Below are 20,170 nucleotides of genomic sequence, written 5' to 3' on the forward strand. Positions count from 1 at the left end.
CGACGAGCGAACACGTCGCCAGGTCACTCAAGGTCGGTGACGAGGTTTCGGTCCGCGGGCCGCTCGGCAGCTCTTTTCTGCGCGAACAGCATACTGGTCCAATTCTGGCGGTCGCCGGCGGGTCGGGTCTGGCTCCGATCAAGTCGATTGTCGAAATGGCGCTGGCAAGCGGCCTGCGTCAGCCGATCCATCTCTATTTTGGGGCGCGGACGGAACGCGATCTCTATTTGGTCGAACATTTCAGTCTTCTGGCGAGCACCTACGACAATCTCCAGTTCATTCCCGTGCTCTCGGAGGTGAGCCGATCCGATCACTTCCGAACCGGCCTGGTAACGGATGCGATCGTGAGTGACATTCAGGATCTCGATGGCTGGAAGGCATATATGGCGGGACCGCCCGCCATGATTGACGCTGCCGGCGTCATGTTTCGCGAACTGGGCCTGCGGAGCGAGGACATGCATGCGGACGTGTTTTTTACGCCCGAAGAAACGACCACATAAAACCTACCGAAAGGACAGGATGATGAATATCGGCAAGGCTGCGGCGGCATCGGGCGTTTCGGCCAAGATGATCCGCTACTACGAAGCGATTGGATTGATCCCGGAGGCATCCCGAACAGATAGCGGCTATCGCGACTACTCCGAAAAGGATGTGCATACATTGCGCTTCATCAGGCATGCGCGCGATCTCGGCTTCTCGGTCGAGAAAATGACCGAATTGCTCGCCCTGTGGCGAGATCGAAGCCGTGCGAGCGCTGACGTCAAGCGTGTTGCACTTGAGCATGTCGAAGAGCTTGAGCGGAAGGCACGCGAACTCCAGGAGATGAGCATGACGCTCAAGCATCTGGCCGAAAACTGTCGGGGTAATGCCCGACCGGACTGCCCGATCATCGACGAACTCTCGGCGGATGGTAAGTCGGACAGGACGCCCAAGACTCGCCGTCGTTCTGGAGCGACGGGTAACAAGTTCGAGCACCTCGGCCCCGTTGTTTCGGCACAGGCAAAAAGAAGCAGCTATGGCGCCAGGGAGCAGTAGCTATGATCCTCGCCCGCGAAATCCTGCACCTGTTCAAACGGGCCTGTTCCGACGGCGACATGGAAGTTGCCGAGAAGCTTTTGCAGACCCTTGAACTGATTGATGCGCGAGAGACTGGTGCCGCAGTTTCTCACAAGCCACTGTCTGAAGCTTATCTGGCTATCGGTAAGCTTCCCGCGCCTCGGAGAGAATGCCAGCACGTCATTAAGATATGATCTGTCCAGTGAGATCCAAGGATGGATGAGCCAGAAACGGGACGGGCCATTGCCGACTACGCAGGTCAACAACTGCCGATGCGTCGCGGATCACAATGCGGAGGCGGCGGACATCGAACCTCAGCGGCGGCCGGACCCCCCTCCTGGTATTGCTTCGGTACTCTTCAACGCTTCGCAGCAAGTCGGCGTTGCGTTGGGGCTGGCCGTCCTTTCGACCATTTCCATCTCGGTCACGGCGAGCAGGTTGCCGGATGCACTCGGTGCGCTCTATCGCGCGCGAGGCCGGCGGTGGCGATGTGGAGAGATCTGCCAGTGATGCACTGATCTTCGGCTATGGTCCTGCGCTTATGGGCGCTGGAGCTGCCCTCGTGATTGCCGCGGTCATTGCGGCGGTGCTGGTCAATGCCAGCAGGGGACAGGTTTCCCCCGACCCCATCCCGGTCCATTGACCGGACCGTGATCAAGCCTACCGGCGCGATACGGTGACCCGCTACCCCGCCGTAGGCCCTGCCCGCTGGGGCGGATTGCTATCGGGGTGGTTGACATCCAACATATGAACATCTATTCATGTGTTATATGTCAAACGGATGAGCCCTGAAATGTCCCATTCACACAGCCATGGTCATTCTCACGATGACCATTCCCACGATCACTCCCATGCGCCGACCGTCACGAGCGATAATGAGCGCAAGGTTCTTCTCTCGTTTTTCCTGATCTTCACGTTCATGATCGTGGAGGTGATCGGCGGTCTGATCTCAGGATCGCTGGCGCTGCTGGCCGACGCCGGACATATGTTGAGCGACGCGGCTGCGCTGGCGCTAGCCTATGCGGCCTTTCGGTTCGGACGGCGTGCGGCCGACCCCAAGCGAACCTTCGGTTATCTGCGTTTCGAGGTCCTTGCCGGTTTCATCAATGCGATCACGCTGTTCGCGATCGTCGTCTGGATTGTCTATGAAGCTTGGCAGCGCTTCCAGGAACCGCACGTGATCTTGGCGGGACCGATGCTCGGCGTTGCCATCGCCGGCCTTCTCATCAATATTCTGGTGTTCTGGATTCTGACGCGCGGCGATAGCGAGCACGTCAACATCAAGGGCGCCGCCCTTCATGTCATGGGTGACCTGCTCGGTTCCGTGGGTGCGGTTTCAGCAGCCATTGTGATCTCTTACACGGGTTGGACCCCGATCGATCCCATCCTGTCGGTGGTTGTCTCCCTGCTGATCCTGCGCAGCGCCTGGGGCCTTCTCGGCAAGTCGATCCATATCCTGCTCGAAGGTGCGCCCGACAACGCGACGCCGGAAAAGATTGAACGTCATCTCGTCGAAAATATCCCTGGCGTGGCGTCCGTTAGCCACATCCATGTCTGGTCGATCACCTCCGGGCGGACCTTGGCCACGATGCATGTGCGACCGGCTGCCGATGTCGATGCTCGCTCGGTCGTGCGCGGAGTCGAGAATGAACTGAAGTCACAGTTTACGATCGAACATGCGACTATCGCTATCGACTGGAATGACGAAGCGGAAGCATGCAGCCTGTCCCAATTCCCTGTCCCGACGGGCCACGCGCATGGGGATGGACACGACCATGACAATGGCCATGAGCACGTCCACGCCTAACAGGAGCATGAGCATTGAAACAAGCCCCATCCTTGACGCAGCACGACGTAACCGTATTGGCAGAGACTTTCCGCCTGCTGGGCGATCCCACAAGACTGAGAATTCTGCTCTTTTGCCTGCCAGGTCCAAGGTCTGTTGGCGAGATTGTTGAGAATCTGGAGCTATCGCAGACGTTGGTCAGCCATCATTTGCGGCTGCTCAGAGGTGCAAGGCTCGTCAGAGGGGAGCGTCGGTCAAAGCAGGTCTTCTACGAAGTGGCGGACAGCCATGTAAGCGACATGCTGATCGACATGGCGTTCCATATCCACGAAGACCATGCTGATGACTAGGTAAAATCAGCGGCGCCATCCGAAACACGATGTGAATTCGGCACCTGCGTCCTTGGCTCCGCACGGCTAACTCATCGCCTCGCTTCGTGTCTGAGCCGTACTACGAAGATTGAACTCGCCGCGTTCAGTCCGGCGCGCGAGCTTGGGTCGGCTTGCCGGGAATCAGATGAAATCGGGTCTTGACCTTCCAACCATTGGAGACCGCACAGTTCTGTCTGAGGCCCGATTGACGAAGGTAAGGAGACGGTAATGCACGCTTTGGTGAAGAACAACTTGTCGGTTGAAACGAAATCCGGCCCGCCGGTCGAAGGCACGACCTGCGTGCGCTTCGACGCGGTCCAGTTTGGGCCGGCCGAGCGCGAATTTTTCACCAGCCAATAGGATCGCCATGGTTTCGATCCTCGTCAACCGGACATATCGTAATCTCTTCGCCGCGCAGGTCCTTTCCTTGATCGGCACGGGTCTCACCACGGTCGCCCTCGGCCTGCTCGCCTATGATCTGGCTGGCACCGACGCCGGTCAAGTGCTGGGCATCTCCCTCGCCGTCAAAATGATCGCCTATGTCGGCGTCTCGCCCTTCGCGGGCGCGTTGGCGGGCCGGGTGCCGCGCCGCGCCTTTTTGGTGACGCTCGATGTCCTGCGTGCCGGTATGGTTCTGCTACTGCCGTTCGTCACGGAGGTCTGGCAAATCTATGCGCTGGTCTTCCTGTTCCAGTCCTGTTCGGCTGCCTTCACGCCGACTTTCCAGGCGACCATTCCCGACGTTCTTCCCGACGAAAAGGAATATACCGCCGCGCTTTCCATGTCGCGGCTGGCCTATGACCTCGAATCCCTGCTCAGCCCACTGCTGGCCGCCCTTCTGCTCACGCTCATCAGCTTTCATTGGCTGTTCCTCGGCAATGCCATCGGCTTCATCGCCTCGGGCCTGCTGGTCCTTTCGGTCGCCCTGCCGGTCGCCAAGACGGTGCAGCGCCCCTTCCTTGAACGGCTGACACGCGGAAGCCGGATCTATTTCGCGACGCCGCGCCTGCGCGGGTTGCTAGCCCTCAGCTTTGCTTCGTCGGCGGCGGGCGCGATGGTGATCGTGAACACGGTGGTCATCGTTCGCGCAGGCTTCGGGGGCACGGAAGGCGATGTTGCATGGTTCTTTGCTACTTATGGGGCGGGTTCCATGGTCGTCGCCTTCGCCTTGCTCAAACTCCTCGAAGGCAGATCACCGCGCAGCGTCATGATCACGGGCTCAGTAGCTTTGCCGGTGTTGCTCGCGATTGCCGCGTTTTACCAGAGCTGGTGGTCCATTCTGGTTCTCTGGTTCTTGCTGGGCGCCGCCGGTTCCGCTGTCATGACGCCAGGTGGAATCCTGCTGCGTCGCTCCGCACACCCGGAGGATCGGCCGTCGCTCTTCGCCGCGCAATTCGCGCTGTCGCATGCTGGATGGCTCGTGACCTATCCGCTGGCGGGTTGGCTCGGAGCAGGTTTCGGGATGACGACGGCTTTCGCGGTGCTGGCCATCGCGGCTGGGGCTGGCGCGATTGCTGCCGTGCGACTCTGGCCCGCACATGATCCCGATATCATCGAGCACGATCACCACGAAATCGAGCACAGCCATCCGCTTGAAGCCGGGGTCGATCATGCGCCGCCTCTCTCCGGCGAGGCCGACGCGAAGCGCGGCCATCGCCATGGGCCGGTCCGTCACGCCCACCCTTTTGTCATCGATGACCATCATCCAATCTGGCCAAAGGGGTAGGAACGATGTGGCGGTGGAAGCACAAACATGTCTCCCCCGGCCGGTCGCCTCACCTGACCGGAGACCGGACTCCTATGGCCGCCTTGATCCCAGCGCTCCCGGTCGCCAAGCGCCAGCGACGGCGAGCCTTCCGAACGGACCACGCGGCTCCGAGCTGTCTTCGCTCGGCCATCGCCCAGCCGTCATGGTGCAAGGAGGGTGTGTGATGCGGGAGGTGACGAAGTATCCCGATTCAATAGAACTTCGCCACCTCCGCTATTTCGTGGCTGCGGCCGAGCACGGCAGCTTCCGCAAGGCGGGAACTGCCCTCGGGCGATCGCAGGCGGCAATCAGCCGATGCATCGCCGACCTCGAGGACCAAATCGGCGCGTCCCTGTTTCATCGGCATACATGGGGCGTATCGGCGACCTATGCCGGACAGCGCTTCCTGCGGCGAGCGCGCAAGGCCATCAGGACCATCGGCGAAGGTGCATATGACGTGGCCTCGGCGGGCCGATCCGAGAACGGGCGCGTCCGGATCGGCATCTACTCTTCCATCGCCTCGGGCTTCCTGGCCGACCTGCTGCGTGACTACAGCGAACGACATGGCACGGTCCGGATCGAACTGATCGACGGCAACCCCGACGAGCACGTCGCGGCCATCCGGCAATTGCGCCTCGACGTCGCCTTCATCACGGGGACGAGGGATTGGCTGGCCTGCGAACGCGCGGCGTTGTGGTCGGAGCGGATCTTTGCGGTGCTGCCGGATCACCACCACCTCACGGCTCGCTCCGAGCTCGCCTGGCAGGATTTGATGGATGAGCCCTTCATCGTGACTGAGGCGGCGCCGGGTCAGGAGATCCATGACTATCTGGTGCGGGAGCTGGCCGGGCTCGGCCAGCATCCCGAGATCCAGGTGCAATCGGTCGGTCGGGACAATCTCCTGCCGCTGGTGGCGATCGGGCGGGGTTTGACGCTGGTGAGCGAGGCGATGACCGTCGCACGGTTCCCAGGTGTGGCCTACCGGCCGATCAGCAACGAGGATCTTCCCTTCTCCGCGGTCTGGTCCGCCAGCAACGACAATCCCGCCTTCAGGCGATTCCTCTCCATGGCGAGAGCAATGGCCGTCAGACTTGCGCCGTCGACGATTGCGTGGAGCGCCGAGCTTTCGCAAAGCCCCGATCTGTCGAGATGAACCTCTCCAGCATGGGCACGATGAGCCTCACGGGATCGGCGACGGGCTGGCCGGTCTCTCGGGCCAGGATTTCGGCATAGGCCACAAGGTTACGATGCAGTTGTGCAGGTAGTTCTACCGTCACCTTGACGGGCCTGTCGTCGACGATCGGTCCGAGTTTCAGCTTTGCCATGGTCAGCCTCTATAGGGTTCGAGGACAAGATCGCGGGTGACCATAACGCGGACGGGGAAGCCCGGTCGGATGGTCAATGTCGGCGCAACCTGCAACTGGCGCCGGACGATCTGCTGGCCGGCGTCGTTGATGGTGTCCTGTGCTCCATCACGGATGGCGCGCACCAAGCGGTCCTCGTCGCTGACCGCCAGTTCTGTGCCGACCGCGAGCAGCGTGGACAATCCCGCCGCCTTGGCCAGATCCCACCAGTGGTAATCGACGCCATCTTCAAGGCCAGCATAGCCCTGGGTATCGGCGCCCGGCTGACGTTCGAGCACGATGGAACGGCCGTTCGGGAAGATCAGCCGGTTCCAGACCAGGAGCGCTCGCCTCTGACCGAACTGCACGTTGTTATCGTACTGACCGATAATCCGGGTGCCTTGCGGCACGAGCAGAATGCGGCCGGTCGGACTGTCGTAGACGTTTTCCGTCACCTGTGCCGTGATCTGGCCGGGCAGATCGGAGCGGATGCCAGTAATGAGCACGGCGGGAATCACCGCTCCTGCCTGAAGGATGAACGGCGAAGCCGGAGCCACGACCCGATCCGACGATGTGGTCCGGCGATCGACGGGCGCATTCAGAAACGCAAGCTGCCGATCCTGCGCGGTCTGCTGTCCGAGTTGCCCGGTCAAGCCGGCGAGATCGAAGCCGGGAACGTTTGGCGTGGTCGCGCCACCGGGCGTCCCGGGTGTCGCACTTGGCTGGGTCTGGAAGAAGACGCGGCTGGTGCGGGCCGCCTCTTCTTCGGCTCGACGGCGTTGTTCGGCTTCGTCGACGGTCGGCGTCGCGATCGTCGGCGGAACAACGGGCTGGCCCCTGTTCTGGGCGTCAAGAATCGGTCGCCCAAGATCACCGGGCAGCGGCGGACCTAGCACAGGTCCAGTATAATCGCGCGGCAGGCCGGCGAGGCCATCTGCGGTCTGGCGGTTGTTGGTCGAGTAAAGTTCCTCTCCGCCCTGACCTCCGTCGCGGGTCTGGAGGGCGTAGATCAGCGCGCCGCCGATGCCGACGAGCCCGACGGCCGCAACGCTTGCCAGCACTTTCCGCGAAAGGCGGGTAACGCGCGGTGCCTCGGCGCGCAGACGCATGGAAGATGCAGTGTTAGTTTTGTCCTCACTCATGATGCGGGTCTCCGGTCGGTGCGGACAATTCTGACGACCTGCTGACGGTCGCCGCCGCCGAGCCGCAGCTCCGCCGCGCCGAACAAGCGATCGACGATCAGGATGTGTTGGTGGATACGACTGTTGACGAGCTGCGCTTCGCCGTCCGGACCGATGACGAAGATCGGCGGCATTTCGCCCTGGACGATCCCGCGCGGGAACTCGACGTAAACCCTGCGGCCGTCATCATAGACGGAGACGGGTTTCCAGGGCGGATTCCCGCCGGTCAAACCGTAGCGGTAGTTGCGCGCCGCGACGACCGGGATGACCGGCGTCGCCGGGATGCTCTGGCCTTGTCCGGCGCGCGGCCGCGGATAGGACCATGCGACGGAGGGCATATAGGGCTTCGCTCCGGAACGCAGCTCGATCATGTAAACGCGCCGGTCGGTGGTCACGACGAGATTGGTCGTGATGTCCGGCCGGGACGGCTTCACGAGGATGTGGACGCGCCGCGTTGTGCCGCTGCCGCTCTCGGTGTCCCCGATGATCCATCGTGCGGTATCGCCGGCCGCAATCGGTCCAGCACCGGTCAGCGACTCACCGGGTTCCAGCGCGATGTCGGTAATCTGGCCGGGTGCGGCATAGACCTGATAGAGCGCTCCTTCCGACCAGGGGTAGATCTGGATCGCGTTGAAGTACCCCTCCCGGCGCGGCTGAACCCGAGCGGCGGCGTTGGCATTCTCGACGCGTCCGACAGGGGTGCTGGCTGCCGTCCCGCCTTTTGCGGGCGTCCACGCCGGAGGGATATGAATCGGACGGGGCCGATCGTCTGTGACTGAAGCGGGTACGGCCGGCAAAGCCGGAACATTTCGATCGTAGCTGATTTCGGGCGGCTTCTGCGGCGTGGCGCAACCCGCCAGCGTGGAGGCGGAAAGCAGCAGAGCCGGAAGAACGGATTTACGGAAAGCCGGAATGGCGGGATTACAGAAAGCCGATTTCATTGGCTCATCTCCCGCGACCACGAAATCGCATTCACATAGATTCCCAACGGGTTGACCTTGAGCCGCTCCGCATCACGCGGCGGCTGGATGACGATCGTCAGGATCGCCGTCCATCGTTCGGTCGTGGAGAGTTGGCCGTTCTCGAAATGCCGTTCCGTCCACGCCACGCGGAAGCTGTCCGGAGAAGCACGGATGACGCTGGAAACCTCGATCGCGATCTGCTGCTTGCCGACTTTCGTGAAAGGATCGTTGGCGCGGGCATAGTCGTTGAGCGCGGCGGCGCCGCGATCGGTCGTCCATTCATAGGCCCTGAGCCAGTTTTGGCGGACAATGATCGGATCGGCGGGAATGCTTCTGGTCTGCTCGATGAAGCGCGCCAGATGCCAGGCTATCTGGGGATCGGTCGGGCGGAAGTCTGCCGTGGCGGGCGCGACGGCCTGGGCCTGACCCAGATTGTCCACCTGGACCACCCATGGCACCACCGTCCCGCGCGCGGACTGATAGACCAATGCGGACGCGAAGCCGGCCGAGAGGATCAACGAACCGAACGCCATGTAGCGCCAGTTCTTCGCCTGCAGGCGAGCGGAGCCGAGGCGTTCATCCCAGACCTGTGCGGCCTTCTGGTAGGGCGTTTCTGGCTCAGGTGTCTTGCCGTAGTGAACGGCGGGTCGTTTGAAGAGATTCATGAGCGGTCACTTTCAGAGAGATTGACGGATGCGCCGGACCCGTGACTGTCGCCCGAGCGAACGGCATGGGCGGCGGCGCTGACTCCGTGAGAGACATGCCGGCCGCGCTTCATGCGCTGCGCCCAGGCCGGAGGCTGGTCGGGCGTGGCGGCGGGAGCGACGGAAGCCGGTTCGGATTCGCCGGCTGCTGCGCCCGAGGTGAAGGAGCCGCCGGTGGCGCTGACACCTGCACGCGCGCCGTCGGAGAAGCTGGATTTCATGCTCTCGGACGCGCGGGAAGCGGCACGGCGCAATGGCGAAACGGAGGCAGAGCCGGCGGCGCGTGCTACGCCTCCGAGGCCGGACGCGACGCCGGACGCTCCCGATCGTCCCATGGAACTAAGCGTGTAGGCGGACGATGCCGCGCCGGCCGCCGCTGCTCCGTCTCGCGCGGCAGCGGCGCCGCCGGAAAGAAGAGCGGCACCACCCTTCGCGGCAAGCACCGCGCCGCCGCCGGCGGCAAGTGCTGCACCTCCGACCGCGAAGCCAGTGCCAATCGCGGCGCCTGCGCCAAGTTGGGGACCGCCGCTGACAAGGCCCGAGGCAATGCCTGGACCGAAGATGCCAAGACCGACAAGCGAGAGGGCCGCGAGCACGATGGCCATGGCATCATCGATGCTGGGTGTCTGGCCGCCAAAACCTTGCGTGAACTGGCTGAACAGCGTGGAGCCAATGCCGACGATAACGGCGAGCACGAGCACCTTGATGCCGCTGGAGATCACGTTGCCAAGCACGCGCTCGGCCATGAAGGCGGTCTTGCCGAACAGGCCGAAGGGGATCAGAACGAAGCCGGCGAGCGTCGACAACTTGAACTCGATCAGCGTCACGAAGAGCTGGATCGCCAGAATAAAGAAGGCGAGGATGACCAGCGCCCAGGCAAAGAGCAGGCAGACGATCTGGATCAGGTTCTCGAAGACCGCGATCCAGCCCATCAAGGGCGAGATCGCGTCAAGCAGAGGACGCGCCGCATCGAGGCCGGTCTGGGCGACCTTGCCGGGGCGCAGGAGATCCTGAGCGGTGAACCCCGTGCCGGCGGCTTTCAGGCCAAGACCGGAGAAGCTCTCGAAAACGATCTTGGCGAGGTTGTTCCAATTGGAAATCAGGTAGGCAAATACCCCGACAAACAGAGTCTTTTTGACCAGCCTCGCGATGATGTCGTCGTCCGCCCCCCAGCTCCAGAACAGCGCAGCAAGGGTAACGTCGATCACGATGAGCGTTGTGGCTATAAACGCCACCTCGCCGCCGAGCAGACCGAACCCGGAGTCGATATAGCGGGTGAAGGTGTCGAGGAACGTGTCGATGACGCCCGAGCCGCCCATGCTTCACCGCCCTTCGCTGGAGGACGGCGACGCTGGCGCGGGCGACGGACGCAGGAAACGATCGCGGGTTTCCGCCCAGACGCGCAGGCATTCGGCGTCGTTCGCGGCCGTTGCCCCAAGCTGCTGGCACCGGCGCTGTGCCTCACGCAGCGGATCGCGCCGAGGTTCGACGGTGCGCGTGGAGAAATCCTCTGACGGCTCCTCCTTACGGGTCATCTCGACGACCGCCGCCGTGATGGCGATGGCGACGAACACAACAGCGCCCAGCCGGGCCAGCATCTTGCCGTCCATAAGCTCGCCCTCAGTTGCCGTTGAACATCTGCGCGTTGCCCGGCTGGTAGCCTGAACCGGGCGTCAGGAAGCGACGACGCTGCTCGCGGCCCTGTTCGGCAGCCGCTGTGCGCTCGGCTTCGGTCAAAGCGCCTGCGCGCCCGTTAGCCGCAAGTAACGCCACCAGATCGGAGAGTTGCTGCGACTGAAGCGCCAGAAGCTGGTTGCCGGCCTGCGTCGCCTGAAGCGCGCCGGTCGCGCCCTGGCTCTGGTTCACCAGTTCGCTCATCTGCGTGCGGTTGGTGTCGATATTGCTGACGACACCCGCCTGGACGCGCATTGCGTCCTGCAGGCCGCCGACCGTGTTCTGCCAGCGCGAGCGCGCATCGGAGACGAGCTGTTGATCCGTGGCCGACATGGAGACGTTGCCATATTGCTGCTGGAACGCCTGATCGATCCGCTGCACGTCGAAGGCGATGTTCTGGGCCTGGGTCAGGAGCTGCTGCGTGCGCTGAACATTCTGCTGAAGCTGCTGGAGCGAGGAGAACGGAAGGCTCGCAAGATTGCGGGCCTGATTGATCAGCATCGTCGCCTCGTTCTGAAGCGAGGTGATCTGGTGGTTGATCTGTTCGAGCGTTCGCGCTGCCGTGAGCACGTTCTGCGCGTAGTTGCTGGGATCGAAGACGATTCTCCAGGCGTAGGCAGGCGTGGTCGCGACCGGCGAAAGCGCGATCGGGGTGGCAAGCATGGTTGCTGCGAGAAGCACCGCAGGCGAGCGGACGGAACGGGTCTTCATGTTTACATTTCCTTTTCGTCTTCGGGGACCAGGGACGGAAAAGTTGGGATGAGATCTGCGGCCCAGCCGGCGTCGCGAGCCTTGAGCCAGGCCGCGAGAAAGCCCTCGTGGCCATGCTCAGCGACGAGATTGGCGATCAGTGCCTGGTCGGATTTCGAGGAAGCGGCGCAGAGCGCGAGCCCGACTTCGGACAGGCCCAGTTCGAACAGGCGGTTGCCACGCCGCGACTGGCAGTAGTAGTCGCGCTTGGGCGTCGCCCGCGCGAGGATTTCGATCTGACGGTCATTGAGACCGAAGCGGCGATAGATGGCCGTGATCTGCGGCTCAATGGCCCGTTCGTTCGGCAGGAGCAGTCGCGTCGGGCAGCTTTCGATGATGGCCGGGGCAATCTCCGAATTGTCGATATCGCTGAGCGACTGGGTGGCGAAGATAACCGAGGCGTTTTTCTTGCGGAGCGTCTTCAGCCATTCGCGGAGTTGGCTGGCGAAGCCTTCGTCATCGAGCGCAAGCCAGCCCTCGTCGATGATGAGCAGCGTCGGCCGCCCGTCGAGCCGGTCGCCGATGCGATGAAAGAGATAGGCCAGTACAGCCGGCGCAGCGCCCGTGCCGACCAGCCCCTCGATCTCGAATGCCTGCACGTCCGCCGAGCCGAGATGCTCGGCTTCGGCATCGAGCAGCCGGCCATAGGGACCGCCGACGCAGTAAGGGCGGAGTGCCTGCTTGAGATCGTTGGACTGGAGAAGGACGCTGAGGCCGGTGATCGTGCGCTCGCCGACGGGTGCCGAGGCGAGCGAGGTCAGCGCCGTCCAGATGTGCTCCTTTGCCTCCGGGGTGATTTTGATTCCTTCCCGCAGGAGGGTCGCGACGATCCAGTCAGCGGCCCAGGCACGCTCATAGGTATCGTGAATGCGGGCCAACGGCTGGAGCGATACCGAGGCGTCCGATCCTTCGGTCAGGCCGCCGCCGAGATCGTGCCAGTCGCCGCCCATGGCGAGCGCGGCGGCGCGGATCGAGCGGCCGAAGTCGAAGGCGAAGACTTGGCTGCGGAGATAACGGCGGAACTGCAAGGCCATGAGCGCGAGCAGCACGGATTTGCCCGCGCCTGTCGGGCCGACGACGAGCGTGTGGCCGACGTCACCCACATGCAAAGACAGCCGGAACGGGGTCGAACCTTCGGTTCTGCCGTAAAGCAGCGGGGGCGCGTCGAAGTGTTCGTCCCGTTCCGGCCCCGCCCACACGGCAGAGAGGGGGATCATGTGGGCGAGATTGAGCGTCGAGATCGGCGGCTGGCGTACGTTTGCATAGACATGGCCGGGCAGACTGCCGAGCCAGGCGTCGACGGCGTTCACCGTCTCGATCATGGCGGTGAAGTCGCGGCCCTGGATGACCTTCTCGACCAGCCGCAGTTTTTCGTCGGCAAGGCGGGGATCGGCGTCCCAGACCGTGATCGTGGCGGTGACATAGGCCATGCCGGCGACGTCTGCGCCCAACTCCTGCAAAGCCATGTCCGCGTCAGCGGCCTTATTCGCGGCGTCGGTGTCCACAAGCACCGATTGTTCGTTGGTCATTACCTCCTTGAGGATCGCGGCAATCGACTTCCGCTTGGCGAACCACTGCCGCCTGATTTTGGTCAGCAGCTTCGTCGCGTCGGTCTTGTCGAGGAGGATCGCGCGCGTCGACCAGCGATACGGGAATGCCAGCCGGTTCAGATCGTCCAGCAGGCCCGGCGTCGTCGTGGTCGGGAAGCCGACAATGGTCAGCACACGCAGATTCTGGTCGCCAAGACGCGGCTCCAGACCGCCAGTGAGCGGCTGGTCGGCGAGCAGCGCGTCGAGATAGATCGGCGTTTCGGGCACGCGGACGCAATGCCTTTTCGTCGACACGCAGGAATGCAGATAGGTCAGCGTCTCGCTGTCATCGAGCCAACCGCAGGACGGCATGAAGCCGTCGAGCAGCGCCAGCACGCGATCGGTGCGGTCGGTGAAGGCGCGCAGGATCTCGTGCGGGTCGACGCCCGAGCGCTCGCGGCCTTCGTAAAGCCAGGACTCGGTGCGCGCAGCTTCCTCGGCCGGCGGAAGAAACAGGAATGTGAGGAAATAGCTCGATACGAAGTGTGCGCCGGCTTCTTCGAAATCGGCCTTGCGCTCGGCGTCGACCAGACCTGAAGCCGGATCGGGAAAGATGCTGTCCGGATAGGTCGCAGCCTCGTGCCGCTGTGCTTCGACAAATATGCTCCAGCCCAGGCCGAGGCGGCGGAAAGCGTTGTTGATGCGGCTTGCAACGGCAACCAGCTCGGCCGCGACGGAGGAATCGAGATCGGGACCGCGAAAGCGGGCCGTGCGCTGGAACGAGCCATCCTTGTTCAGCACGATACCGGGTGCGACCAGGGCGACCCAGGGCAGATAGTCGGCGAGGCGAGCGGCGGTGCGGCGATATTCGGAAAGATTCATCATGGCCCGCCTCCTCACACCGCGAGGAAAGCCGGAATGCGCAGATGCCTGCGCCCGACCTCGACGAAGAGCGGATCGCGACGGGCCGCCCAGACGGCCACGAAATGACCGATCGCCCAGATGGCGAGGCCGACGAGCCAGAGGCGCAGGCCGAGACCCACAGCCCCGGCCAGCGTGCCGTTCATGATCGCGATGGAACGCGGCGCACCGCCAAGCAGGATGTGTTCGGTCAAGGCGCGATGGACCGGCACCGAAAAGCCAGGCACGGCGTCGAGCTGTTCGAGGACGGCCGCCATCAGACGAGCGCTCCGCCGCCGAAGCTGAAGAAGCTGAGGAAGAACGAGCTGGCCGCGAACGCGATCGACAGTCCGAATACGATTTGGATCAGGCGGCGGAAGCCGCCGCTGGTATCCCCGAAGGCGAGCGCCAGGCCGGTGGCGATGATGATGATCACCGCCACGATCTTGGCGACCGGCCCTTCGATCGACTGGAGTATCTGCTGAAGCGGCTGCTCCCACGGCATGGAGGAGCCGGAGGCATGGGCCGGCGGCGTGGCCGCCAGCAACATGATGGTGAAAAGCGCGGTCGAACTGGCGAGACGCTTGTAGCTGCCACGAATGATCGAGCCGGCGGGCAGTTTTAGATCGACGGACACAGTCGACAGCACGGGAGGATTGGTCACATTTGGAATGACGGGCGAATTCATTCAGCTTCTCCGTTCGGGGTGGTTGCGGGGGTGATGCGGTAGTCGCCGGTGGCGGGGTCGATGCCGTCGACTCGCGCGACTTCGGCCAGCCGGCGCGACGAGCCGCGGCCGGATAGGACAGCAACGAAGTTGATCGTCTCGGCGATCAGGGCGCGCGGGACCGTGACGACGGCTTCCTGGATGAGTTGCTCCAGGCGGCGCAGCGCGCCGATGCCCGAGCCGGCGTGGATGGTGCCGATGCCGCCCGGATGGCCAGTGCCCCAGGCTTTGAGAAGGTCCAGGGCTTCTGAGCCGCGGACCTCGCCGATGGGAATGCGATCAGGCCGCAGGCGCAACGAGGACCGAACAAGGTCGGAGAGCGTGGCGACACCATCCTTGGTTCGCATCGCGACAAGATTCGGCGCTGCACATTGCAGCTCGCGGGTATCCTCGATGATGACGACGCGATCCGCTGTCTTCGCCACTTCGGCGAGCAGCGCGTTGGTCAGCGTGGTCTTGCCGGTGGAAGTGCCGCCGGCGACGAGTATGTTGGCGCGGGACTGAACTGCCGCGCGCAGCTTCACCGCCTGGCCGGCCGTCATGATGCCGGCGGCCACATAGTCGTCCAGCGTGAAGACTGCGACAGCAGGCTTGCGGATAGCGAAGGCGGGTGACGCTACGACGGGGGGAAGCAGACCCTCAAAACGCTCACCCGTTTCCGGCAACTCGGCTGAGACGCGAGGGGATCGCGCGTGAACCTCCGCACCGACATGGTGCGCGACCAGACGCACGATGCGCTCGCCGTCGGCGGCCGTCATCGTCTCGCCGGTGTCGGCCAGACCTTCTGAAAGCCGGTCCACCCAGATGCGGCCATCGGGGTTCAGCATCACCTCGACGACGGCCGGATCTTCGAGAAACCGGGCGATAGCCGCTCCGAGCGCGGTACGCAGCATGCGCGTACCGCGCTGGATCGCTTCCTGTCTATGGTGAGTGGCTACCATGTCGTCCCCGTATTTCGTGGGGACGCAACAGATGATCCCCGGATCGGGGATGATTAAAAGAGCCCGAAATCAGGCCGATTCAACAAGTTTCGGTCGTAGTAGTAGTGTGGCGTGCAAATACAGGAAAACGGCGGTGCGACCCTGTTCTTGAACTGGTCGCATCCATTCCCAGATGCCGCGCGCGAGACATTCAGGCGTCCGATTCGGGGACTTCTTCGGAAATCTCCTGCCGCAGCTTCGGCCCTTGCGCCAGGCGGCGGCCGAGCGCGGTGACGAACGCCTCATACCGCTCGCTCGCCTTGGCGCGAGCCGCCTGGGCAGCCGGCTCCGGCAAGGCGGGCGTTGTGGTGATCCAGAAACGGATGAACACCGCGAGCGTTTCGACGGCGATGCCGACGTCCCGTTCAAGCCGTGTCATGCGGCGGTCGATCTGGTCGAGGCGCTTGGCGACGATTGCCTCACGCCGCTCCGCATCGTCCGGTGAGAGGAACGACGCGATTGCCGCCTCCGCGATCATGGACTGCGACTGGTCGCGGCGGGCGGCGAAATCCGCCAGGGTCTTCTCGACATCAGGGTCCAGATAGATCGTGGTCTTTATCTTCTTCCGGCGAGGAGTGGTCATGGCGCCTACAGCTCCATGCCGTCATTCGGATCGAGCGCCACCTGCCGCGCGACGCCCTGCATCTGCCGGATCATGCGCCGATTACGAATGGCGTCCTCATCGATGTCGTCCGGCGGCTCGATCTCGAATTCGTTCTCGATTGGCGCCTTTTTCTTCACCGGCTTCGCCCGGCTGAGTTCGGGTTGCAGCCGCCGTTCGGATTCGGTGGGGTCTTCGTCGTCGGATCGGCCTGCCGGTTGCGCATCGAGCGCTTCTGGACGCGCCGGGATCGGCAGGCTGCTCCAGTCGTCCTTGCGAATCTGATCCGGGCGTTTCAGGTCGAGCGGCGACAGCAGGCGCTCACGGAAGCGGGCATCCTCATAATAGCGCGCCTTCTTCGCCCGGATCGGCGGAATGCCGGCGACCATGACGATCTCGTCGGTCGGCGGAAGCTGCATGATTTCGCCGGGCGTGAGCAACTGGCGAGCCGTCTCCGAGCGCGACACCATGAGGTGGCCGAGCCAGGGCGACAGCCGGTGCCCGGCGTAGTTCTTCATGGCCTTCATTTCGGTCGCAGTGCCAAGAGCGTCGCTGACTCTCTTCGCGGTCCTCTCGTCGTTGGTGGCGAAGCTCACGCGAACATGACAGTTGTCGAGGATCGAATTGTTCGGCCCGTAGGCCTTCTCGATCTGGTTCAGCGATTGCGCGATCAAAAAGCTCTTGAGGCCGTAGCCAGCCATGAAGGCGAGTGCCGATTCAAAGAAGTCGAGACGTCCCAGAGCCGGAAACTCGTCCAGCATCAAGAGCAGCCGATGGCGGCCGCCGCCCGATTGCAGATCCTCGGTCAGACGCCGGCCGATCTGGTTCAACAGGAGACGGATCAGCGGCTTGGTCCGATTGATGTCGCTGGGCGGCACCACGAGATAGAGCGTGGTTGGGCGCTCGCCGCCAACGATATCGCTGATCCGCCAGTCGCAGCGCCGCGTCACCTCGGCGATGACGGGATCGCGGTACAAGCCCAGAAACGACATGGCCGTGGAGAGCACGCCGGAGCGCTCGTTGTCGGATTTGTTGAGCAACTCGCGCGCAGCACTCGCGACGACGGGATGCGGTCCGGCCTCGCCGAGATGAGCGGTCTTCATCATGGCGCGCAGCGTCGATTCCACCGGGCGCTTCGGATCGGAGAGGAAGTTGGCGACGCCCGCCAGCGTTTTTTCCTGCTCGGCGTAGAGGACATGCAGGATCGCGCCGACGAGAAGTGAGTGGCTGGTCTTTTCCCAGTGATTCCTTTTGTCCAGGCTCCCCTCGGGATCGACGAGTATATCGGCGATGTTCTGGACATCGCGAACTTCCCATTCTCCGCGGCGGACCTCGATCAGCGGATTGTAGGCCGAGGATTTCGGATTGGTCGGATCGAACAGCAGCACGCGGCCATGGTGTGATCGGAAGCCGGAGGTGAGCTGCCAGTTCTCGCCCTTGATATCATGCACGATGGCCGAGCCTGGCCAGGTCAGAAGCGAGGGTACGACCAACCCGACACCCTTGCCCGAGCGTGTCGGTGCGAAGCACAGTACATGCTCCGGCCCATCATGGCGCAGATACTCGTGCTCGTAGCGGCCGAGTACCACGCCGTCGGGATCGAGCAGGCCCGCAGCCTTGACCTCGGTCTTCTCCGCCCAGCGCGCAGAACCATAGGTCGCGACATGCTTGGCTTCGCGCGCTCGCCAGACGGACATGCCGATGGCGACCGCAATAGCGATGAAGCCGCCCGATGCGGCGATCATCCCACCCGTCTGGAAAATCGCTGGCGCATAGGCGTCGTAGGAGAACCACCACCACAGGATCGCGGGGGGATGATAGACGGGCCATCCGGCCAGCACGAACCAGGGCGGACCGAGCTGCGCCTGAAACCCGAGGCTCCACGCGACATACTGGGTCGCGCCCCAAGTGGTGGAGAGGACAATGAGGAAGACCACGATGATCTGCCCCCAAAGGATTTTCGTCGCGGACATGGCGATGTTCCTTTTCTAGTCAAGTTTAGAGGCCGAGCCCGCGCTTCCGCCCGAAGTCCCAATCGACACCGCCGTCGTCGCGCGCGACGCCGGAGACATGACGACCGATCTGCTTTTCGAGAGAAGGCGACCAGGGGACGAGCTGGAAGCCGAGGCCGTCGTCGATCATGGCGAAGCGGCCGGAGGCGAGCGTGAAGCGCTGGCGATAGGAGCCGGCGACATATTCTCCGCCGCCGGCATGGTTGAATGGAAGACCGTTCTCGGCCGCGAGCTTCTCGCCAAGGGCGCTGACCTCGCGAATCCGCAGCGTGTTGAGCAGGCGGCGAGCGAAGACGACGCGCCCGCCCTGCCGCTCCGCGAGACCTTCTCCGATCAGGTGCTCGGCCCGTTGCTCCAGCGCCTGCTGCACCTCGGCGCCGAAGCCGCCCTCCGACAGAGCGATAGGCTCGCGAGCGACCGCCTGCCGATCGAGCCAGGTCGCGCCCGTTGCGTTGACCTGCGCATGGATGTCGAGATCGGAACGGACGGCGAGCGCGATGCGGCGCTGACCTTGCGCGTCCTCCCAGGCGCGCAACTCGACGATCGATCCGGGTGGGCTGTCGCCAGCGGCATCGAGATGCGGCAGCTTGATATGATGGGTGCGGCCGTCCACGCCGTCGACCACGGCATAGGCTGTACCCTTCAGCTCATCATCAAGACCACGTTCGAGCAGGCGGCCGACAACGGGCACGTCGAGGCTTTCGCTGGCCAGCACATAACTCGCCGAGCCGCGCTCGATGCCGCGTTCGGTGAGCGCGCGATGCATGCGCTTGATGATGTCGCCGCGCTCGCCGAGCTCGCGCAGGACGCTCTCCGCCTCGGGCTTGATGAACCACTGCGAATGACCGACCTGCCCGGCGACGCCGAGAATTTCCAAGGTCCGCAGACGGCCGACCTTGAGAGCATGGAATTCGTCGGGCTGTCGGTCGGCGCGCAGCGCGAGGTCGATGATGCCGGACTTGCCGGCATCACGGACAAGCTGGCGGTCGAGCTGCGTCCAGCGTTCCGCCTCGATCTGGCTTTCGAGGGTGCGGCGGATATCGAGATCGGTGCGCGGCCCCAACTCCTGGGTGATAAGCTCGCGCGCCCGGTCGCGCATGCCCTCCTTGATGTAGTCGCGCGAGATCACGAGATCCTGACCGTCATCGCGCACACCGCGCACGATCAGGTGGACATGGGGATGCTCGGTGTTCCAGTGATCGGCGGCTACCCAGTCGAGCTTCGTGCCGAGATCCTTTTCCATCTGGCCGACGAGATCGCGGGTGAAGGATCTGAGGTCCGCCATGTCGGGCGCGTCGTCGGGCGAGACGATGAAGCGGAAGTGATGCCGGTCATCGCCGCAGCGCTCGGCGAAGGCGCGGGCATCGGCATTCTCCGTTTCCGGCCCAAACAGCCGCGCCTTCTCCCCGTCATGGGTCACGCCGTCGCGGCGCAGATAGTCGAGATGCGTTCCGAGCGGCGCGGATCGTGGGGAGTGGCGGACCACGCGCGCCTTAACGACGGCTCCGCGAGTGCGCGACGTGATGAGGCGGTTGGCCTGAATGCTGGCACGCTGACCGCGCCCGAAGCGGGAACGGTTGCCGGAGGTGACGCGGCCGGATCGCGAGACGCCGCCGCCTGCCTTCTTTGCCGCGGCGAGCGCCTGCGCAACGAAAGGCCGGGCCTGTTGCGCGCGGGTTGATCTGATGCGGCCCGGACGGATGCGGAACTCGTGGTCATCGGACATGACGCAACCCCGCACGGTGCAAAAAGGACCAGAAAATCAGGAAGATGGGCGCGAAGCGCACGGTGCGCGCCAGCGCTGCACGGTGCGGAACGCGCCGAAAATATGAACAAAAACAACCGCC

23 protein-coding genes are annotated in these 20,170 nt (G+C 63.6%); 9 read left to right on the top strand and 14 right to left on the bottom strand.

The window, feature by feature from the left end; genetic code table 11:
* The 9 genes from ABWW28_RS25415 to ABWW28_RS25455 form a co-directional block, all read left to right on the top strand.
* On the top strand, positions 1-500 hold a 500-nt coding region (locus ABWW28_RS25415), incomplete at its 5' end, for a ferredoxin reductase domain-containing protein (RefSeq protein ID WP_502904595.1).
* Between the two features lie 22 nt (positions 501-522).
* Positions 523-1,035, top strand: a complete 513-nt coding sequence (gene cueR / locus ABWW28_RS25420) for a Cu(I)-responsive transcriptional regulator (RefSeq protein ID WP_313014898.1) — start codon at positions 523-525, stop codon at positions 1,033-1,035.
* Positions 1,036-1,037: 2 nt separating this feature from the next.
* The gene (locus ABWW28_RS25425) at positions 1,038-1,250 is read left to right on the top strand and encodes a hypothetical protein (protein ID WP_036743030.1); all 213 of its coding nucleotides are present in this window, start codon (positions 1,038-1,040) and stop codon (positions 1,248-1,250) included.
* Between the two features lie 260 nt (positions 1,251-1,510).
* Complete coding sequence (locus ABWW28_RS25430; RefSeq protein ID WP_157808273.1) at positions 1,511-1,699, top strand: hypothetical protein; 189 nt, start codon at positions 1,511-1,513, stop codon at positions 1,697-1,699.
* A 150-nt stretch (positions 1,700-1,849) separates the two neighbouring features.
* Complete coding sequence (locus ABWW28_RS25435) at positions 1,850-2,863, top strand: cation diffusion facilitator family transporter (RefSeq protein WP_100653014.1); 1,014 nt, start codon at positions 1,850-1,852, stop codon at positions 2,861-2,863.
* A gap of 14 nt (positions 2,864-2,877) precedes the next feature.
* The gene (locus ABWW28_RS25440; protein WP_036743019.1) at positions 2,878-3,192 is read left to right on the top strand and encodes an ArsR/SmtB family transcription factor; all 315 of its coding nucleotides are present in this window, start codon (positions 2,878-2,880) and stop codon (positions 3,190-3,192) included.
* A gap of 249 nt (positions 3,193-3,441) precedes the next feature.
* Positions 3,442-3,573, top strand: a complete 132-nt coding sequence (locus ABWW28_RS25445; RefSeq protein ID WP_267950880.1) for a hypothetical protein — start codon at positions 3,442-3,444, stop codon at positions 3,571-3,573.
* Positions 3,574-3,580: 7 nt separating this feature from the next.
* Complete coding sequence (locus ABWW28_RS25450) at positions 3,581-4,939, top strand: MFS transporter (protein WP_100653012.1); 1,359 nt, start codon at positions 3,581-3,583, stop codon at positions 4,937-4,939.
* 205 nt (positions 4,940-5,144) lie between these two features.
* A complete protein-coding gene (locus ABWW28_RS25455) occupies positions 5,145-6,113 on the top strand; it encodes a LysR family transcriptional regulator (protein ID WP_036743017.1) in 969 nt (322 codons plus the stop codon).
* Here ABWW28_RS25455 and ABWW28_RS25460 read toward each other — a convergent pair.
* The 14 genes from ABWW28_RS25460 to ABWW28_RS25525 all read right to left on the bottom strand — a co-directional run bounded on the left by ABWW28_RS25460 (position 6,046) and on the right by ABWW28_RS25525 (position 20,049).
* Entirely contained in the window at positions 6,046-6,285 is a 240-nt protein-coding gene (locus ABWW28_RS25460) for a DUF2274 domain-containing protein (RefSeq protein ID WP_074948162.1), read from the bottom strand. The two genes, ABWW28_RS25455 and ABWW28_RS25460, sit on opposite strands and share 68 nt — an antisense overlap.
* A 2-nt stretch (positions 6,286-6,287) precedes the next feature.
* Complete coding sequence (locus ABWW28_RS25465; RefSeq protein WP_036743016.1) at positions 6,288-7,445, bottom strand: TraB/TrbI/VirB10 family type IV secretion system protein; 1,158 nt, start codon at positions 7,443-7,445, stop codon at positions 6,288-6,290.
* Complete coding sequence (trbG, locus tag ABWW28_RS25470; protein ID WP_036743009.1) at positions 7,442-8,425, bottom strand: P-type conjugative transfer protein TrbG; 984 nt, start codon at positions 8,423-8,425, stop codon at positions 7,442-7,444. Before trbG ends, ABWW28_RS25465 begins: the two co-directional genes overlap by 4 nt.
* Entirely contained in the window at positions 8,422-9,111 is a 690-nt protein-coding gene (trbF, locus tag ABWW28_RS25475) for a conjugal transfer protein TrbF (protein WP_100653010.1), read from the bottom strand. Before trbF ends, trbG begins: the two co-directional genes overlap by 4 nt.
* A complete protein-coding gene (gene trbL, locus ABWW28_RS25480; RefSeq protein ID WP_100653008.1) occupies positions 9,108-10,469 on the bottom strand; it encodes a P-type conjugative transfer protein TrbL in 1,362 nt (453 codons plus the stop codon). The genes trbF and trbL overlap by 4 nt, the downstream gene beginning before the upstream one ends.
* Positions 10,470-10,472: 3 nt before the next feature.
* The gene (gene trbK-alt / locus ABWW28_RS25485; protein WP_100653006.1) at positions 10,473-10,760 is read right to left on the bottom strand and encodes a putative entry exclusion protein TrbK-alt; all 288 of its coding nucleotides are present in this window, start codon (positions 10,758-10,760) and stop codon (positions 10,473-10,475) included.
* A gap of 10 nt (positions 10,761-10,770) precedes the next feature.
* A complete protein-coding gene (gene trbJ, locus ABWW28_RS25490) occupies positions 10,771-11,535 on the bottom strand; it encodes a P-type conjugative transfer protein TrbJ (protein ID WP_036742993.1) in 765 nt (254 codons plus the stop codon).
* 2 nt (positions 11,536-11,537) lie between these two features.
* On the bottom strand, positions 11,538-13,988 hold the full coding sequence (gene trbE / locus ABWW28_RS25495; RefSeq protein WP_100653004.1) for a conjugal transfer protein TrbE: 2,451 nt from the start codon (positions 13,986-13,988) through the stop codon (positions 11,538-11,540).
* Between the two features lie 11 nt (positions 13,989-13,999).
* Positions 14,000-14,281 (bottom strand): VirB3 family type IV secretion system protein, encoded by a 282-nt coding sequence (locus ABWW28_RS25500; RefSeq protein WP_100653002.1) that lies wholly within the window; start codon positions 14,279-14,281, stop codon positions 14,000-14,002.
* Entirely contained in the window at positions 14,281-14,691 is a 411-nt protein-coding gene (locus ABWW28_RS25505) for a TrbC/VirB2 family type IV secretion system protein (RefSeq protein ID WP_376780820.1), read from the bottom strand. The genes ABWW28_RS25500 and ABWW28_RS25505 overlap by 1 nt, the downstream gene beginning before the upstream one ends.
* Positions 14,688-15,671, bottom strand: a complete 984-nt coding sequence (gene trbB, locus ABWW28_RS25510; RefSeq protein WP_100652998.1) for a P-type conjugative transfer ATPase TrbB — start codon at positions 15,669-15,671, stop codon at positions 14,688-14,690. Before trbB ends, ABWW28_RS25505 begins: the two co-directional genes overlap by 4 nt.
* Positions 15,672-15,861: 190 nt before the next feature.
* Positions 15,862-16,293, bottom strand: a complete 432-nt coding sequence (locus ABWW28_RS25515) for a CopG family transcriptional regulator (protein ID WP_313015467.1) — start codon at positions 16,291-16,293, stop codon at positions 15,862-15,864.
* Between the two features lie 5 nt (positions 16,294-16,298).
* Positions 16,299-18,284, bottom strand: coding sequence for a conjugal transfer protein TraG (locus ABWW28_RS25520; protein WP_177319383.1), 1,986 nt, complete (start codon positions 18,282-18,284; stop codon positions 16,299-16,301).
* Between the two features lie 25 nt (positions 18,285-18,309).
* Positions 18,310-20,049, bottom strand: a complete 1,740-nt coding sequence (locus ABWW28_RS25525) for a relaxase/mobilization nuclease domain-containing protein (protein WP_313015465.1) — start codon at positions 20,047-20,049, stop codon at positions 18,310-18,312.
* Between the last annotated feature and the right edge of the window lie 121 nt (positions 20,050-20,170).

Source organism: Brucella sp. NBRC 14130, from assembly GCF_040371715.1.
Classification (GTDB): domain Bacteria; phylum Pseudomonadota; class Alphaproteobacteria; order Rhizobiales; family Rhizobiaceae; genus Brucella; species Brucella intermedia.

What these genes read in the sequence shown, in the direction of transcription:
- trbE (WP_100653004.1), bottom strand. Translation starts at nt 13,988, where the DNA reads ATGATGAATCTTTCCGAATATCGCCGCACCGCCGCTCGCCTCGCCGAC.
- trbF (WP_100653010.1), bottom strand. Translation starts at nt 9,111, where the DNA reads ATGAATCTCTTCAAACGACCCGCCGTTCACTACGGCAAGACACCTGAG.
- trbG (WP_036743009.1), bottom strand. Translation starts at nt 8,425, where the DNA reads ATGAAATCGGCTTTCTGTAATCCCGCCATTCCGGCTTTCCGTAAATCC.
- ABWW28_RS25515 (WP_313015467.1), bottom strand. Translation starts at nt 16,293, where the DNA reads ATGACCACTCCTCGCCGGAAGAAGATAAAGACCACGATCTATCTGGAC.
- ABWW28_RS25505 (WP_376780820.1), bottom strand. Translation starts at nt 14,691, where the DNA reads ATGAATTCGCCCGTCATTCCAAATGTGACCAATCCTCCCGTGCTGTCG.
- ABWW28_RS25460 (WP_074948162.1), bottom strand. Translation starts at nt 6,285, where the DNA reads ATGGCAAAGCTGAAACTCGGACCGATCGTCGACGACAGGCCCGTCAAG.
- ABWW28_RS25525 (WP_313015465.1), bottom strand. Translation starts at nt 20,049, where the DNA reads ATGTCCGATGACCACGAGTTCCGCATCCGTCCGGGCCGCATCAGATCA.
- ABWW28_RS25500 (WP_100653002.1), bottom strand. Translation starts at nt 14,281, where the DNA reads ATGGCGGCCGTCCTCGAACAGCTCGACGCCGTGCCTGGCTTTTCGGTG.
- ABWW28_RS25425 (WP_036743030.1), top strand. Translation starts at nt 1,038, where the DNA reads ATGATCCTCGCCCGCGAAATCCTGCACCTGTTCAAACGGGCCTGTTCC.
- ABWW28_RS25455 (WP_036743017.1), top strand. Translation starts at nt 5,145, where the DNA reads ATGCGGGAGGTGACGAAGTATCCCGATTCAATAGAACTTCGCCACCTC.
- ABWW28_RS25435 (WP_100653014.1), top strand. Translation starts at nt 1,850, where the DNA reads ATGTCCCATTCACACAGCCATGGTCATTCTCACGATGACCATTCCCAC.
- ABWW28_RS25520 (WP_177319383.1), bottom strand. Translation starts at nt 18,284, where the DNA reads ATGTCCGCGACGAAAATCCTTTGGGGGCAGATCATCGTGGTCTTCCTC.
- trbJ (WP_036742993.1), bottom strand. Translation starts at nt 11,535, where the DNA reads ATGAAGACCCGTTCCGTCCGCTCGCCTGCGGTGCTTCTCGCAGCAACC.
- trbK-alt (WP_100653006.1), bottom strand. Translation starts at nt 10,760, where the DNA reads ATGGACGGCAAGATGCTGGCCCGGCTGGGCGCTGTTGTGTTCGTCGCC.
- trbB (WP_100652998.1), bottom strand. Translation starts at nt 15,671, where the DNA reads ATGGTAGCCACTCACCATAGACAGGAAGCGATCCAGCGCGGTACGCGC.
- cueR (WP_313014898.1), top strand. Translation starts at nt 523, where the DNA reads ATGAATATCGGCAAGGCTGCGGCGGCATCGGGCGTTTCGGCCAAGATG.
- ABWW28_RS25445 (WP_267950880.1), top strand. Translation starts at nt 3,442, where the DNA reads ATGCACGCTTTGGTGAAGAACAACTTGTCGGTTGAAACGAAATCCGGC.
- trbL (WP_100653008.1), bottom strand. Translation starts at nt 10,469, where the DNA reads ATGGGCGGCTCGGGCGTCATCGACACGTTCCTCGACACCTTCACCCGC.
- ABWW28_RS25450 (WP_100653012.1), top strand. Translation starts at nt 3,581, where the DNA reads ATGGTTTCGATCCTCGTCAACCGGACATATCGTAATCTCTTCGCCGCG.
- ABWW28_RS25465 (WP_036743016.1), bottom strand. Translation starts at nt 7,445, where the DNA reads ATGAGTGAGGACAAAACTAACACTGCATCTTCCATGCGTCTGCGCGCC.